Annotated in this window: 12 protein-coding genes and 3 tRNA genes; 7 read left to right on the top strand and 8 right to left on the bottom strand. The window is 77.8% G+C overall.

Annotated features, from left to right (window positions below; genetic code table 11):
* Positions 1 to 199 precede the first annotated feature (199 nt).
* On the top strand, positions 200 to 1,045 hold the full coding sequence (locus LO771_RS29555; RefSeq protein WP_230748154.1) for a hypothetical protein: 846 nt from the start codon (positions 200 to 202) through the stop codon (positions 1,043 to 1,045).
* Positions 1,046 to 1,336: 291 nt separating this feature from the next.
* On the opposite strand, the gene LO771_RS29550 is transcribed toward LO771_RS29555, so the two are convergent.
* The 5 genes from LO771_RS29550 to LO771_RS29530 form a co-directional block, all read right to left on the bottom strand.
* Positions 1,337 to 2,134, bottom strand: a complete 798-nt coding sequence (locus LO771_RS29550; RefSeq protein ID WP_304944883.1) for an HAD-IIIA family hydrolase — start codon at positions 2,132 to 2,134, stop codon at positions 1,337 to 1,339.
* 243 nt (positions 2,135 to 2,377) lie between these two features.
* Positions 2,378 to 3,211 (bottom strand): SigB/SigF/SigG family RNA polymerase sigma factor, encoded by an 834-nt coding sequence (locus LO771_RS29545; protein ID WP_230748152.1) that lies wholly within the window; start codon positions 3,209 to 3,211, stop codon positions 2,378 to 2,380.
* Between the two features lie 260 nt (positions 3,212 to 3,471).
* Positions 3,472 to 4,431: an NAD-dependent epimerase/dehydratase family protein gene (locus LO771_RS29540; protein ID WP_230748149.1), complete on the bottom strand. Its 960-nt coding sequence runs from the start codon at positions 4,429 to 4,431 to the stop codon at positions 3,472 to 3,474.
* Between the two features lie 315 nt (positions 4,432 to 4,746).
* Entirely contained in the window at positions 4,747 to 5,028 is a 282-nt protein-coding gene (locus LO771_RS29535) for a DUF6158 family protein (RefSeq protein ID WP_230748147.1), read from the bottom strand.
* A 75-nt stretch (positions 5,029 to 5,103) separates the two neighbouring features.
* Positions 5,104 to 6,069 carry an LLM class F420-dependent oxidoreductase gene (locus tag LO771_RS29530; protein ID WP_230748145.1) on the bottom strand — a complete coding sequence of 322 codons (966 nt, stop codon included), beginning with the start codon at positions 6,067 to 6,069 and terminating at the stop codon, positions 5,104 to 5,106.
* A 195-nt stretch (positions 6,070 to 6,264) separates the two neighbouring features.
* Here LO771_RS29530 and LO771_RS29525 point away from each other — a divergent pair, with 195 nt between their 5' ends.
* The 3 genes from LO771_RS29525 to LO771_RS29515 all read left to right on the top strand — a co-directional run bounded on the left by LO771_RS29525 (position 6,265) and on the right by LO771_RS29515 (position 9,310).
* Complete coding sequence (locus LO771_RS29525; RefSeq protein WP_230748143.1) at positions 6,265 to 7,902, top strand: ABC-F family ATP-binding cassette domain-containing protein; 1,638 nt, start codon at positions 6,265 to 6,267, stop codon at positions 7,900 to 7,902.
* 114 nt (positions 7,903 to 8,016) lie between these two features.
* Positions 8,017 to 8,604, top strand: a complete 588-nt coding sequence (locus LO771_RS29520; RefSeq protein ID WP_230748142.1) for an RNA polymerase sigma factor — start codon at positions 8,017 to 8,019, stop codon at positions 8,602 to 8,604.
* Positions 8,597 to 9,310 (top strand): hypothetical protein, encoded by a 714-nt coding sequence (locus tag LO771_RS29515; protein ID WP_230748140.1) that lies wholly within the window; start codon positions 8,597 to 8,599, stop codon positions 9,308 to 9,310. Before LO771_RS29520 ends, LO771_RS29515 begins: the two co-directional genes overlap by 8 nt.
* 354 nt (positions 9,311 to 9,664) lie before the next feature.
* Here LO771_RS29515 and LO771_RS29510 read toward each other — a convergent pair whose 3' ends face one another.
* Positions 9,665 to 10,438, bottom strand: coding sequence for a maleylpyruvate isomerase family mycothiol-dependent enzyme (locus LO771_RS29510; protein WP_230748137.1), 774 nt, complete (start codon positions 10,436 to 10,438; stop codon positions 9,665 to 9,667).
* 280 nt (positions 10,439 to 10,718) lie between these two features.
* Here LO771_RS29510 and LO771_RS29505 point away from each other — a divergent pair.
* The 3 genes from LO771_RS29505 (at position 10,719) to LO771_RS29495 (ending at position 11,034) form a co-directional block, all read left to right on the top strand.
* A tRNA-Ser gene (locus tag LO771_RS29505) sits at positions 10,719 to 10,801 on the top strand.
* An 89-nt stretch (positions 10,802 to 10,890) separates the two neighbouring features.
* Positions 10,891 to 10,962: transfer RNA gene (locus LO771_RS29500), tRNA-Gly, on the top strand.
* 2 nt (positions 10,963 to 10,964) lie between these two features.
* Positions 10,965 to 11,034, top strand: a tRNA-Thr gene (locus LO771_RS29495).
* Between the two features lie 476 nt (positions 11,035 to 11,510).
* Here the strand turns inward: LO771_RS29495 and LO771_RS29485 are convergent.
* Together LO771_RS29485 and LO771_RS29480 are read right to left on the bottom strand one after the other, a co-directional pair.
* Complete coding sequence (locus LO771_RS29485; protein WP_230748135.1) at positions 11,511 to 12,032, bottom strand: VOC family protein; 522 nt, start codon at positions 12,030 to 12,032, stop codon at positions 11,511 to 11,513.
* 245 nt (positions 12,033 to 12,277) lie between these two features.
* Complete coding sequence (locus tag LO771_RS29480) at positions 12,278 to 13,264, bottom strand: hypothetical protein (protein ID WP_230748133.1); 987 nt, start codon at positions 13,262 to 13,264, stop codon at positions 12,278 to 12,280.
* Between the last annotated feature and the right edge of the window lie 312 nt (positions 13,265 to 13,576).

Here is a 13,576-nt window from a genome sequence, read left to right as displayed (position 1 = left end):
CCCACTTCGATCGTTAAACACCCGATTCGCACGAAAACAGAGGTTTATCCGGGCCGTGGACGGGGCGCGGGGGTCTCCTACCGGGCGTCGTAATCCCCCACGGGCGTGTGAGCCTCTTCACGCGAAAACGGTCTTCTCTGGCACTTCAGGCACGAATCGGGCACGCTTTCGCAGTCCGCACAGCACCAGGAGGACCCGCATGACCCCGGCCCCGGAACGCACCGGTCCCCGGCACGCCCGCCCGGCCTCCGGACCCCGGCTGCTGAGCCGCACTCCGGGCCGCCGCGCGGTGCGGATCAACCCCGGACTGGCCGCCATGGCCGTCCTGGCAGCCGGTGCCATCGCCGCAGGCGCCCTGGCGGTGGGGAACGCCGCCGTCCCGGCCGGACCCTCGGCCGCCCGGCCCCCGCTGCCGCCGGACACCGCGTCCGCCGCCCCGACCGCCCCCGGCGACCTGCTGCCCGCCGCCCCGGTCTCCGCGGAGGCGGCCGCACCGGGACGGACCGGGTCGACGGCCGGGTCGACGGCCGGGTCGACGGCCGGGTCGACGGCCGCCGTGAGGGACGGCGGCTCCGCCACGACCGGCCCGACCGCCCCCGGGGCCCGGCGGGCGGGTACCACCGCGCCGCCGAGCGTGTTCGACGCGACGACCCCCGCCCCGGCGGTGGACGCACCGCAGGCCCCCGCCCGCCCGGGGCACGCGCACCGCACGGCCCTCGCGTCCCCCACGGCGGTACCGCCGCTTCCGCCCCTCGCGGTCCGCAGCACCTCGGTCGCCACGCCGGGGGCGGTCCGGCCCGCGCCGGGTGCGGGCACGACCGCTCCGGGCCGCCCCCACCCGGCGGACACCCCGTCCGGCACGCCCGCGCCCACGGCCGCCACGACACCGCCTGCGGCGTCCTCGCCGCCCGCACCGTCCTCCGCGCCCCCGTCGACGGCTCCTGCGCCGGAGCCCACCGCCGGCGCCCCCACCGGGCCCGCGCCCTCGGACACCGCCTCCGGCCCGGCCGCGCCGTCGGCGGAGCGGTCCTCCTCCGGCGGCTGACCCGGGGGCGGCCGGGGCCGCGGCAACGGCAGGCCGTCGGCACAGCGGAAAAGGCGGGGGCCGATCCGGGCGGCAGGCCGGACAGGGCGTCCGGCGGGAGCGTCCCCGCCGGTACCGCCCGGGGCGCCGGGCCTCCCCCGCTGCGGCCGTCCACGGCCGTCCCGGCGGCGCCCCCGGCCGGGGCGGCCGCACCTCGCGTGCGGGCCGGCCACGGCGGGGGGTGCGCCGTCCCGGGCGGCGTCCGCGAGGACGGCGGGCGGCGGGCGGCGGGGCGGGCCTCCGCCGCCGGGATCAGGCGGGGGCGCCGTCTGCGGGCCCGGCCTCCATCGCGGGAGCGGCGGACCGGATGCGGACCGACGGGAGGTCGCGCCGGACCGGGTGGTGCAGCGCCAGGCGGACGGCGGCCACGAGGTCGGGGGCGGTCTCGTGGATGCGGTCGGCCTCCTCCTCGCGGGCCCCGGGCGCGGGCACCAGGATGCCGCGCGCGCCCGCCGAGGCGGCGGCCACGAGGTCGGCGCCGGTGCTGCCGACGACCACGGTCCGGACCGGGTCCGCGCCGAGGCGGCGGCAGGCCGCGAGGACCAGCCCGGGGTCGGGCCTGCGGCAGCCGCAGCCGTCGTGGGGCCCGTGCGGGCAGACGGCCCACACGTCGACGGGGCCGAGGAGCTGCTCCACGCGGCACTGGACCGCGTCGACCTGCTGCCGGGTCAGGATGCCCTTCGCCACGCCGGGCTGGTGGCTGACCACGCCCACCGGGACGCCGAGGCCCCGCAGTTCGGCCAGCGCCTCGCGGGCCCCGGGCAGGGGCCGGACCCAGCCGGGGTCGCCGTTGCAGGGGACGTCGGCGACCAGGGTTCCGTCGCGTTCGAAGAGGACCGCGTCCGGGTGCGGCGGACGCCGCGGGCCGGGGGCGTTGCCGGCGGTGGCGGCGGTGGCGGCGGTGGCGGCGGTGTCGGCGTCCGGCGAGAGCCACGGCTCCGGCACGGAGGGCCGGGCCGGGCCGTCCGGGGGCTCCGCCGCGGCGGGCGCGGCGGGTGCGGCCGGTATGGCGGACGGGTCGTCCCGGGTGGGCTCACCGGAGCTGGACATGGCGGTCACCTTCCGTGTCTGTCGACGGCCGCGGTGCGGCCGGCGGGTCGGGCGGGGTGTCGGGGTCCCCGGGGGGACGGGAGAGGCCGTGCGGGGCGCCGGCAGGCCGCCCCCGGGCCTCTCGGGCGCGGCGCACTTCGGGCGGTTCCGGGGTCGGGGGCGGTCCGGGGTCGGGGGTGGGCCAGAGGCGGTCCGGGGTCGGGGATGGTCCGGAGGCGGTCCGGGACCGGGGGCGGTCCGGGGTCAGACCCCGGCGAGCATGCCGCTGCGCAGGGTGGCGCAGGAGCGGGCGATCAGCCGGGAGACGTGCATCTGCGAGACGCCGACCACGTCGGCGATCTGATGCTGGGTCATGCTGCGGAAGAAGCGGAGGAAGAGGATGCGGCGCTCCCGCTCGGGAAGCCCCTCCAGGAGCGGCCGCAGCGATATCCGGTCGACCACCAGGTCCAGGAAGCGGTCCTCGGCGCCCATGGTGTCGGCGAGCGAGCCGGCCTCCAGCCCGGGCACGGGCGCGTCCAGGGACACGGCCGCGTACGCCTGGTACGCCTCCAGGCCGAGGATGACGTCCTCCTCGGCGAGGCCGGTGTAGTCGGCGACCTCGGCGACGGTGGGGCTGCGGCCGCCCAGCGGCTGGAGCAGCTCCTGCTGGGCCCTCCGGACCTGGTTGCGGGCCTCCTGGACGCGGCGGGGCACGTGGAGGTCCCAGGCGTGGTCGCGGAAGTGCCGCTTGAGCTCGCCCACGATGGTCGGGACCGCGAAGGACTCGAAGGCGTGCCCCTGCTCGGGGTCGTAGCGGTCGACGGCCTTGACCAGGCCGACGGAGGCGACCTGCAGCAGGTCGTCGTCGCTCTCGCCGCGGTTGCGGAAGCGGCGGGCGAGGCGGCGCGCCATGGGCATGAGGGAGGCGATGACCTGTTCCCGGAGCCGGTCCCGTTCGGGCCCGGCGGGGAGGCCGGCCAGGCGCCGCAGGCGCTCGGGGAGGTCCGCCGGGGAGCGGTCGTCCGCCGCGCGGACGGGGCGTCCGGCGTCTCGGGGACCGGGACGGGGGCGGGCGGAACCGGGCCCGGGACGGGGCATGGCGGCCTGCTTTCCGTGCACAGCCGACGGCAGTGCGCACTCCGGGGGCGAGGGCGGGACCCGGCCTGCGGACCCGGCGGCGGACGCGGGGCGTCCGTCCGCCCGGGGCAGGCCGCCGGCCGTTCGAGCGACCGGGTCGGCCCGTGGGTGCCTTCTTCATCCGTGGCACTGGCTCGCGCCTTCCCGGGGCGCACCCCGGCAAACCCGCCCCGTGCGCCCCCGGCGGCACGGCCCGCGGCCCTCGGCGGACCGCAGGGGGCTCAGCCGCGGGGCACGGACCGGAACCAGGTGACGGTGCGGCGCAGCCCCTCCCGGAGGCCGGTCAGCGGCTCCCACTGGAGCTTGTCGCGGGCCAGGGCGGTGTCGGGGCGGCGCCCGGCGGGGTCGCCGGCGGGGCGCGCGACGTGGCGGACCCCGGAGGAGGAGCCGGTGAGGGAGACGACCAGGCGGGCCAGCGCGTTCATGCTGATCTCGTGCGGGCTGCCGATGTTCACCGGGCCGGCGAGGTCGGAGGCCGCCAGGGCGAGGATGCCGCGGACCGCGTCGTCGACGTAGGTGAAGGAGCGGGTCTGGCTGCCGTCGCCGGTGACGGTGAGCGGTTCCCCGGCGAGGGCCTGCCGGATGAGGACGGCGACGGCCCGGCCGTCGTGCGCCGGCATCCGGGGGCCGTAGGTGGAGAAGAGGCGGACGATCGCGGCGTCGGTGCCGAGGGCGGCCGCGTGGGCTGCGGTGAGCGCCTCGGCGAACCGCTTGGCCTCGTCGTGGGCGCTGCGGGGGCCGACCGGGTCGACGCTGCCCGGGTGGTCCTCGCGCTGCGGGTGGCGCTGCGGGTCGCCGTAGACGCCGGCGGCGGAGGCGAGGACGAACCGGGCCCGGTGGGCGCGGGCCAGGTCCAGGGCGTTGCGGGTGCCGAGGGACGCGGTGTCCAGGGTGTGCAGGGGCAGCCGCAGGCAGTCGGCGTACGAGGCGGGGGACGCGAGGTGGAGCACCAGGTCGACGCGGCCGTCGACCTCGAAGGGTTCGCAGACGTCGGCGCGCAGGACGGTGAAGCCGTCGCGGCGGGCGAGGTGGGCGAGGTTGCCGGGCGCGCCGGTGGAGAAGTCGTCGACGCAGACGACGCGGGTGCCCCGGTCCAGCAGGGCGGTGCACAGGTGGGAGCCGACGAAGCCGGCCCCGCCGGTGACCACGGCGCGCCTCCAGCGGGCGGGAGTGGTGGGCATGCGGCCTCCGGAGGGTGCGCGGCGCGGCAGCCGGATGCGGTACCCCGGTCGGTGCGGTTCATGCCCGCGCGGACGGCGGGGGTGCGGGGCCGGCGCACGGGTGGGAGGGGACGGCGGAGCCCCGGCGGCACGGGGCCCGGGGACACGGACGGCCGGGGTGCGGCCGGGGTGCGGCCGAGGTGCGGCCGGGCCGCGTGCGGACCGGCGGGCCCCGGCCGGGCCCCGGAGGGCGGCGAGGACGGACGGGCCGGCGGGAGCGGCCGGTCCGGGAGGCCCGGGAGGCGGGGAGGCCCGGAAGAGGAGCGGCCGGTCCGGTCAGGACAGGCCGCGCAGCGCGTCCGGGTTCATGGCGTCGGCGTGGCCCCGGGCGCGGGCGCCGAGGCGGGTGCGCCCGGCGGTGACCTGCCGTCCGGGGTGGCGGCGCAGGTACTCCGCCTCGAGCTCGGCCATCCGCGAGGTGTGCCGGTCGAGGGCCTCGGCGGAGCCGTGCAGGAGGGTGTCGTGGCGGGTGCGGTGGATCTGCTCCAGCTCGTGCATGAGCACGCTCTCGTCGAGCTGCCCGGGGTCGATGCCGAGGGCGTCGGGTGCTCCGTCCATCTGTCCTCCAGTCACACACGGTCACGCGGTCACACGGTCGGTGCGGCCCGGCGGGCGCCGGGCCGCACCTGCGGGTCACAGCTCCCGGAGCGCGGGCAGCAGGGACTTCTCCGCCCAGTCCAGGAACGGGTACTGGGCGTCGCCGCCGACCTGGACGAGGGCGACCTCGGTGAAGCCGGCCTCCGCGTACGGGCGCACCGCCTCGACGAACGCCTCCACGTCGTCGCCGCAGGGGATCGTCCCCGCGACGTCCTCGGGGCGGACGAACTGGGAGGCGGCGGCGAAGCCGGCGGTGCCGGGGAGTTCGGAGTTGACCTTCCAGCCGCCCGCGAACCAGCGGAACTGGTCGTGCGCACGGGCGACGGCCGCGCCCCGGTCGGGGTCGTAGCTCACGGGGAGCTGGCCCACGCGGGGCTTGCCGGCGCCGCCGTGCCGGTCGAAGGACTCCAGCAGGGACCCCTTGGGCTCGGTGGCGATGACCAGGTCGGCGAGGCGTCCGGCCAGCGAGCAGGACTGCTCGCCGGAGACCGCGATCCCGATCGGCGGCGGCTGGTCGGGCAGGTCCCAGAGCTTGGCGGACTCCACGTCGAAGTGGGTGCCGTGGTGGTTGACGTAGCCGCCGGCGAAGAGGGCGCGGATGACCTCCACGGCCTCCTCCAGCATCTCGTGGCGGACGTCCACCGGCGGCCAGCCGCCGCCGACCACGTGCTCGTTGAGGTTCTCGCCGGAGCCCAGGCCGAGCCGGAAGCGGCCCTGCGAGAGCAGCTGCACGGTGGCGGCCTTCTGGGCGACCACGGCGGGGTGGTAGCGCATGGTCGGGCAGGTCACGTACGTCATCAGCGGGATCCGGGAGGTGGCCCACGCGGCCGCGCCCAGCACGCTCCAGGCGTAGGGGGCGTGGCCCTGGGAGTCCAGCCAGGGGAAGTAGTGGTCCGAGACCACGGAGAAGTCGAAGCCCGCCTGCTCGGCGCGGACCACGTGGTCCACCAGGTCCCGCGGTCCGGCCTGCTCGGTCATCATCGTGTACCCGATCTGCACCATAAGCCCCGGGTTCCCCGGTTGGGGAGGCGAAAACGGCGCGGCGCGGTGATCGTCGCGGGCCGGCGGCCGCCGCGCTCCCCGGTGCTCCGGGTCCGGTGGAGGCGCGGGCCCGGGGGCGCCGCACCGAACTGCGGGGACCGGCGCCGGGACAAGCAGGCGGGAGCACGGGGGACGGGACGTAGGATCACAGTCCTGATGACTGCGACACTCACCGCCAAGGACCTCGCCGCCGGGCACGGCGACCGGCCGCTCTTCACCGGGCTCGACCTGGTCGTCGCCCCCGGCGACGTCGTGGGCCTGGTCGGGGCGAACGGCGCCGGGAAGTCCACGCTGCTGCGCCTGCTCGCCGGGCTCGACACGCCCGAGCGGGGCTCGGTGCGGACCAGTCCGCCCGCCGCGACCGTGGGCCACCTCCCGCAGGAGACCGAGCGGCGCCCCGGCGAGACCGTCAGCGCCTTCCTGGCCCGCCGCACGGGCGTCGCCGCCGCGCAGACCGCACTGGACGAGGCCACGCAGGCCCTGGTCGACGGCGCGCCCGGCGCCGACGACGCGTACGCGGTCGGCCTGGAGCGGTGGCTCGCGCTCGGCGGCGCCGACCTGGAGGAGCGGTCCGAGGAGGTCGCGGAGTCGCTGGGGCTGAAGGTCGGCCTGGACCGGCCGATGACGGCCCTGTCGGGCGGCCAGGCGGCGCGGGCGGGCCTGGCGTCGCTGCTGCTCAGCCGGTACGACGTGTTCCTGCTGGACGAGCCGACCAACGACCTGGACCTCGACGGCCTGGAGCGGCTGGAGGCGTTCGTCGCCGGGCTGCGGGCCGGGGCGGTCGTGGTGAGCCACGACCGCGAGTTCCTGGCCCGCACGGCGAACCGGGTGGTCGAGCTGGACCTCGCCCAGCAGCAGGTCCGGGCCTACGGCGGCGGCTACGCGGCGTACCTGGAGGAGCGGGAGGTGGCCCGCCGCCACGCCCGCGAGGAGTACGAGGAGTACGCGGACACCCGGGCGGGGCTGGAGGCGCGGGCCCGCACCCAGCGGGGCTGGATGGAGAAGGGCGTGAGGAACGCCCGCCGCAAGGCCACCGACAACGACAAGATCGGCCGGAAGTTCCGCGCGGAGTCCACCGAGAAGCAGGCGGCGAAGGCCCGGCAGACCGAGCGGCTGATCGAGCGGCTGGAGGTCGTCGAGGAGCCCCGCAAGGAGTGGGAGCTGCGGATGGAGATCGCCGTGGCGCCGCGCGCCGGGGCGGTCGTCGCGACCCTGCGCGGCGCCGAGGTGCGGCGCGGCTCCTTCACCTTCGGCCCGGTGGACCTGCAGGTCGACTGGGCGGACCGGATGGCGATCACCGGCGCCAACGGCTCGGGCAAGTCCACGCTGCTGGCGGCGCTGCTGGGCAGGCTGCCGCTGGACGCCGGGCAGGCGTCGCTGGGCCCCGGCGTGGTGGTCGGCGAGGTGGACCAGGCGCGGGGCCTGTTCTTCGGCCCGGAGGCGCTGCTGGACGCCTTCGGCGCGGCGGTGCCGGACACGCCCCCGGCGGACGTGCGGACCCTGCTGGCGAAGTTCGGCCTCAAGGCGCACCACGTGCTGCGCCCGGCGGCCACCCTCTCCCCCGGCGAGCGCACCCGGGCGGCGCTGGCGCTGCTCCAGGCCCGGGGCGTGAACCTGCTGGTGCTGGACGAGCCCACCAACCACCTGGACCTGCCCGCGATCGAGCAGCTGGAGTCGGCGCTGGCGTCCTTCCCCGGCACGCTGCTGCTGGTGACGCACGACCGGCGGATGCTGGAGGCGGTGCACACCACGCGGCGCATCGAGGTCGAGGACGGCCGGGTGCGCGAGCGCTGACGGCGCCGGGCGGGACCGCCCCGGCAGGGGCACCCGCCCCGGCGGGGACCTTCGGCCCGGCAGACGGGGGCCGTCCGGAGCAATCCCTCCGGCGGGCTGGTTCGTACCCGAGGTATGCACAGGATGGGCCTGCCCCTCGAGCGGCTGCCGGACGACGTCCTGCTGGACGGTCTGATGACCGGCGACCCGGAGGTCGCCGTGGCGTTCGTCCGCCGGTTCCAGCGGCGGGTGTTCGGCGTGGCGGTCGCGGTCGTCGGCGACGTCCAGCTGGCGGAGGACGTCGCCCAGCAGACCTTCGAACGTGCCTGCCGCCACGCCCAGGTGTACGACTCGCGGCGCGGCTCGGTGCCGACGTGGCTGATGTCGATCGCCCACAACCTGGCGGTCGACACGGTGCGCGCCCGCCGGTCCACACCCGTGGACCCCGAGGACCTCTCCACCCTCCTCGACGCCGTCACCGACACGCCGGAGCGGCACGCCATCGCCGACGAGGCCTCCGCCGAGCTGCGGGCCGCGGTGTCGGAGCTGCCCCGGCCGCAGGCCCGCGCCCTGGTGATGGCGGGGATCTACGGGATGACCGCGCAGCAGGTCGCCGACGCCGAGGGCGTGCCGCTGGGCACGGCCAAGACCAGGATCAGGACGGCCGCGGGCAAGCTGCGGGCCGCGCTGGTGCCGGGGCGGGGGGGTGGGCGCGGTGGATGAGGACCGGTCCCTCAGCTGCGCCGAGCTGCACGACGCCGCCGCCGAACTGGCGCTGGGGGTGCTGCCGGCACGGGAGCGGGCCGCGGCCGTGCAGCACCTCGACCGGTGCCCCGGCTGCCGCGGGGAGGTGCACCGGCTGACGCTGGCCGGGGACGCCCTGCTGGATCTGGTGCCGGGCAGCGAACCGCCGGTGGGCTTCGAGGACCGGGTGCTGGTGCGGCTCGGGACGGTGCTCCGGCCGGTGCGGCAGCGGCACCGCAGGCGGCGCTCGGTCCTGCTGGCGGCGGCTGCGGCGGCGCTCCTCGCGGTGGGCGCGGGCGGCTGGGCGCTGGGCAGCAGCAGCGGGCCCCCCGCCGCCGCCGAGCCCGCCGTCTCCACCGTGGGGACGGGGCACACGCTGCGGTCGGCGGCGCTGCAGACCGGAAGCGGACGGCTGGGGGACGTCTTCGCGTACGGCGGCGACTCGCCTTGGCTGTACGTGTCCGTGGACGCGGAGCAGGTCGGCTCGTCGGCGGGCGGCATGGTGCAGTGCGTGCTGCAGCGCAGCGACGGCTCCCGCACGTCGCTGGGGACCTTCCCGCTCCGGGACGGGTACGGCGCCTGGGGCGAGCCCTACCCGGCCGGGGCGCCGGTGAGCGGGGTGCGGCTGGTCACCTCCGGCGGGCGGGTGCTGGCCGCCGCGGTGTTCGACCCGCCCGCGCGCTGAGCCCGGCGGAGATCCCCGCAGGCGCCGAGCCCGTCCAGGACCAGGCGGTGCAGCGCGGGCCCGGACCCGGGTCCGGGGCCACTCGGCGGGGCGCCGAAGCCGCCGACCGGCACCTGGAGGCCGAGAGCCGCAGGAAGACCGCCGCGACCGTCGGCCACCTCGGGAACAAGGACGGCTGCCCGGGCCGCGACACCGCCCTGGCCCCGGTCGAGCGCGAGCCGCCCGCAGGCGCGCCCTTCGCCCCTGGGCAGCAGGCCCGCAGCCGGCCCGCAGCCGCGCGATGTCCGCAACCCCGGTCCGGTGGTGCCCGCAGGAGCGCGAGCACCACCGGCAGATGCGTCACACGTGGGCGTTCTACGCGTTCGGGTCCCAGTCTGCGAGCTGCTCCATCGGCTCGGTGTCGCCGGTGGTCTCCAGGCCGTCGAGCGGGATGCGGTCGTAGAAGTAGAGGACCAGTTCGCTCGCTACGCCTCGCATCGCCATGTCGCCCGGCTCCGCGTCGGCGGCGAGGTCGTCGCAGCGGACGCCGTCGGCGTTGAGGGTCAGGCGCCAGGAGCGGCCCTCGGTCGTGTGCAGGTCGATGGTCGCCGGCTTGAACGGCCAGGGGACGGTCGTCGCCGCGACGGTCGTCAGGAACTCGTCGACGCCCTCGACCGCGACGTCCGTCGGCAGGGGCTGTGCGGCCCCCAGGGTGAGCTGGACGTCGTAGGTGTGGACGGCGAGCTCCTGGATCTGGTGCCGGGCCAAGGCTCCGCTGGTCTGCGGGGCCTGCGAGCGGCCCCACCAGGTCCAGCAGCCGCGGTCCGGGCCGGCCTCGCGCAGCGCGTCGAGCATGAGCCCGGTCGACTCGGCGAGCCAGGCGTCCAGGGCTTCGCGGTCGCGGGGCGCGGTCGGGGCGCCCTTCGGGTCCGTCCTCGCCGGGGGCTCGGCGCCCGGGCCCGCGGCGACGATGGCGGCCTGGCGGCGGCGGCCGTCGCCGAGGTGCTGGGCCAGTTCGCGCAGCGTCCAGTCCGGGCAGGTCGGGACCTGGACGTCGAGGTCCGGGGCGGACGCGAGCGCGGCGCGGAACGCGGCCGAGCGGTCCTCGATCAGCCGCAGGACCTCGGGGAACTCCAGGATGTTTGGCATGTCGGTGGTGTATCACGGCGCTCCGGACGCCGGGTAGCGAATTTGTCGGCGGAACGCGTCGACGGCCGGGCGGAGCGCCGGCGCAGAAGCCGTCCTGAGACTCCCCGCCCTGCTCGCCGACGGCGACTGCGACCGCTGCCGGACCTGCCGTCCGGGCCGGGAGCACCCGCGCGACCACCGGGCCCGCCACCGACCCGCTGCTCGACCCAGTGGGACACATGCGGGGCTGCAACCCCTGCGCCTTCGGGTCGGCGAGGTTCGATTCCTCGGCAACGCACGTGGAGGGTTGCCGGAGCGGTGACGGAACGGCTTGCTCAGCCGTCGTCGGGGTCACCCGCGCAGGTTCGATCCCTGCACTCTCCGCTGAAAGGTCCGGCATCGGCGTACCGAGCACCCCCGAAAAGCATGGCCGGTCACACGGTCGGGGGTTCGACTCCCTCACCTTCCGCCCGAGGTCTGCAGCTCAGCGGTGAGGCACCCGCCTCCCAAGCGGGGAGTCGCAGGTGCGAATCCTGCCGGGCCTGCTGGACCGCGGCTCGGCGGTGGAGCGCCGCCCTCGTCCAGCGGATGCCGCCGGTTCGCACCCGGCCGGTCCTGCTCAGGGGCCGTCTCATCCGGTGGCGCCTCAGCGCCTTCGGAGCCGGGCGCGCCCGGATCGAACGTCCTGGTGAAGGACAGGACACCGACGCGTCGTGCCGTGGAGCACGAGGACGCCGGGACGCCTGCCCGTCCGCCGGCAGCCGGCGGGGACCCGGAGGAGATCTCCACTGACACGACGCCCCTGACGCACGCGGTCGACGCCGAGGGGGACGGCGCGATCCAGGCCGGAGAGTCCTTGACCGTGCACACCACGGCAGTGCTCTTGGCCTTCGGCGCCGGTCCCCGCCCCGCGGACCCGGCTGGACGCACCCCGACGAGCCTGGCCGGGAGCTGCGGCCACGACCTTGCCGTCCGCCTGCCGGAGGCGCACATCGGCCAACGGTCCGGCACAAGCGGATGAGGGTCGCGGCGATCCCTCGCCAACCGCTCCTCGACGGCCGGCCGCACAGACCGGGCCGGATGGGACGGCCTCTCAGTCGCCGGTGATGCGCTTCCCCTCGAAGACGCCGCGCTCCTCCCGGTACAGCTCCACGTTGACCCCGTTGGGGTCGCGCAGGTAGAGGCTGTCGTCGACGCCCCGGTCCGGGCCGAGGACGTCGACCCCGGCCGCCGCGAGCCGGTCGCGGGCGGCCGCGAACTGCTCGGCGTCCACCGAGATCGCCAGGTGCTGGAGGCCGCCGACGGTCTCGGTGAACGGCGGGTGGTCGTGGCCGGGGAAGTCGAAGAAGCCCAGCAGGTTGCCGGCGCCGAGGTCGAAGAAGAAGTGGCTGGAGCCCCGGTAGTCGCGGTTCTCCACCAGTTCGACCAGGGGGAAGCCCAGGACCTCCTGGTAGAAGCGGACCGTCTCCTCCACGTCGCGGCAGATGAAGGCCACGTGGTGGACGCCGCGCGCCGTGGTGGCGGGACGCTCGGCCCGCGGCTTGAGGTGGCGGGCGCGCAGCTCGTCGCGGCGGGCCCGCACGGCCTCCAGCGCCTCGCCCTCGGGTCCCGGCATCGGCTGCTCCCTGTCCCCTCGGCCCGGGGCCCTGCGGCCCACGGGCATGGTCGCCCGGACCCTCCCCCTTCCCCGCCGCGGCACCGCCCAAGCGGGTCGCCCAAGCGGGTCGCCCCAGCGGGTCGGCCGGGCAGGGTGTCCGGGCGGGAACGCCGGGCGGGCGGGGCGGCCGGAGGGCGGGGTCCCGGACGGTGGACGCCGGGGCAGGGCGGCAGGCGGGGCCGGGACGTCTCCCTGAGGCCGGGTCAGCCCGTGCACCACCACAGGATGTGGGACCGGCAGGTGGGCGACGGCTTCGGGGCGGGCGCGGTCGGGGTCGGGGTCGGGGTGGCGGCCGGGGAGGTGCGGGAGGCGGTCGCGGTGGGGCGGGCGGTGGGACGGGCGGGGGTCTGGACGGAGCCCCCGGACGCGGTGGCCGCCCCGGAGGTGCTCCTGCTCCCGGACGGGGAGGGCCGCGCCGACACGGATCCGGAGGGGGACGGGGAGCCGGAGGCCGACGGGGCGCCGGAGGAGGCGGCCGCGCCGCGCGCCGGGGTCCCCCGGCCGGACGCGGCGCCGCCCGCGGGTGCGGTGGGGGCGGCGGACGGGTCGGACGGGCCCGGCCGGGCGGCGCCGCCGCCCTGGGCCGCGGGTTCGGCACGGACGGCGGGGCCGGAGTCCTCGGAGGAGAGGACGGCGGCGGTGAGGCCGGTCACGACCAGGCCCGCGGCGGCGGCGACGAGCACCCCGCGGCCCCGCCGTCCGCGCGCGGTACGGCGGCGGGCGGCCGAACGGGAGCGGGGGCCGGCGGCCGGGCCGGCCGGCGGCGGGGCGGGGTCCTCCGCCCCGGGGACGGCGGGCCCGCCGGGGGCGGCGTACTCCGCGGGGACGGCGGGTGGCGGCGTCCCGGGTCCGTACGGTCCGGCGGCGGGGCCGGCCGGCGGGGCCGCCGCGGTCGGGTGCAGCAGGGTCGCGGCGGTGCCGTACGGGGCCGCGCCCGGGCTGCCGTACGGGGCACCGGGGTGGCCGTGCGGAGGGGCTGCGTCCCCGTACGCGCCGGTGCCCGCGTACGGGTCGGTGGTCGCGTACGCGTCGGCGGGCGCGTACCCCTCGGCGGGGGCCTGCTGCGGTGGCGGGGCCCCGTGCGGCGGCGGGGCGGTGCGGGGCCGGGGCGCGGCGGGCCCGGTGCTGCCGCACCCCGGGCAGCTGAAGGCCCCGTTGAGGTGGCGTCGGCATGCCGAGCAGTAGTCCATCGCTCTTTCCGTGGGTCGCGCACCACCGGGGTCCGCCGGGGGCCGTGCATCGTCCGTGTGTTCACGGGAGCCTAGGCGGAGTGTGTGGGGAGAACGAGGATCGCGGTGTGAGGCTTCTGGAAAGATCCGGGAGAACGGCCGTGGGGGGGGGGGGCGGGCCCGGGGCGGGCCGGCCGCCGCGGCGGGCGCCGCGGCCGCCGGGGAGGCGGGGCTGTCGGCGGCGGTCCTCGACGGAGGGGCGGCGCTGAGGGTGCCCACGGCGGCGGAGGCGGCCGCCCTCGCCTGGTACACGCTGCCGGTGACCGTCCTGGC

Source organism: Streptacidiphilus sp. ASG 303, assembly GCF_020991365.1.
GTDB lineage: Bacteria > Actinomycetota > Actinomycetes > Streptomycetales > Streptomycetaceae > Peterkaempfera.
The sequence above is the reverse complement of the archived record's forward strand: the minus strand, read 5'-3'. Positions and strand labels throughout refer to the sequence as shown.

Coding starts and splice junctions, on each gene's coding strand:
- LO771_RS29555 (WP_230748154.1), top strand. CDS start 200: ATGACCCCGGCCCCGGAACGCACCGGTCCCCGGCACGCCCGCCCGGCC.
- LO771_RS29550 (WP_304944883.1), bottom strand. CDS start 2,134: ATGTCCAGCTCCGGTGAGCCCACCCGGGACGACCCGTCCGCCATACCG.
- LO771_RS29545 (WP_230748152.1), bottom strand. CDS start 3,211: ATGCCCCGTCCCGGGCCCGGTTCCGCCCGCCCCCGTCCCGGTCCCCGA.
- LO771_RS29540 (WP_230748149.1), bottom strand. CDS start 4,431: ATGCCCACCACTCCCGCCCGCTGGAGGCGCGCCGTGGTCACCGGCGGG.
- LO771_RS29535 (WP_230748147.1), bottom strand. CDS start 5,028: ATGGACGGAGCACCCGACGCCCTCGGCATCGACCCCGGGCAGCTCGAC.
- LO771_RS29530 (WP_230748145.1), bottom strand. CDS start 6,069: ATGGTGCAGATCGGGTACACGATGATGACCGAGCAGGCCGGACCGCGG.
- LO771_RS29525 (WP_230748143.1), top strand. CDS start 6,265: ATGACTGCGACACTCACCGCCAAGGACCTCGCCGCCGGGCACGGCGAC.
- LO771_RS29520 (WP_230748142.1), top strand. CDS start 8,017: ATGCACAGGATGGGCCTGCCCCTCGAGCGGCTGCCGGACGACGTCCTG.
- LO771_RS29510 (WP_230748137.1), bottom strand. CDS start 10,438: ATGCCAAACATCCTGGAGTTCCCCGAGGTCCTGCGGCTGATCGAGGAC.
- LO771_RS29485 (WP_230748135.1), bottom strand. CDS start 12,032: ATGCCGGGACCCGAGGGCGAGGCGCTGGAGGCCGTGCGGGCCCGCCGC.
- LO771_RS29480 (WP_230748133.1), bottom strand. CDS start 13,264: ATGGACTACTGCTCGGCATGCCGACGCCACCTCAACGGGGCCTTCAGC.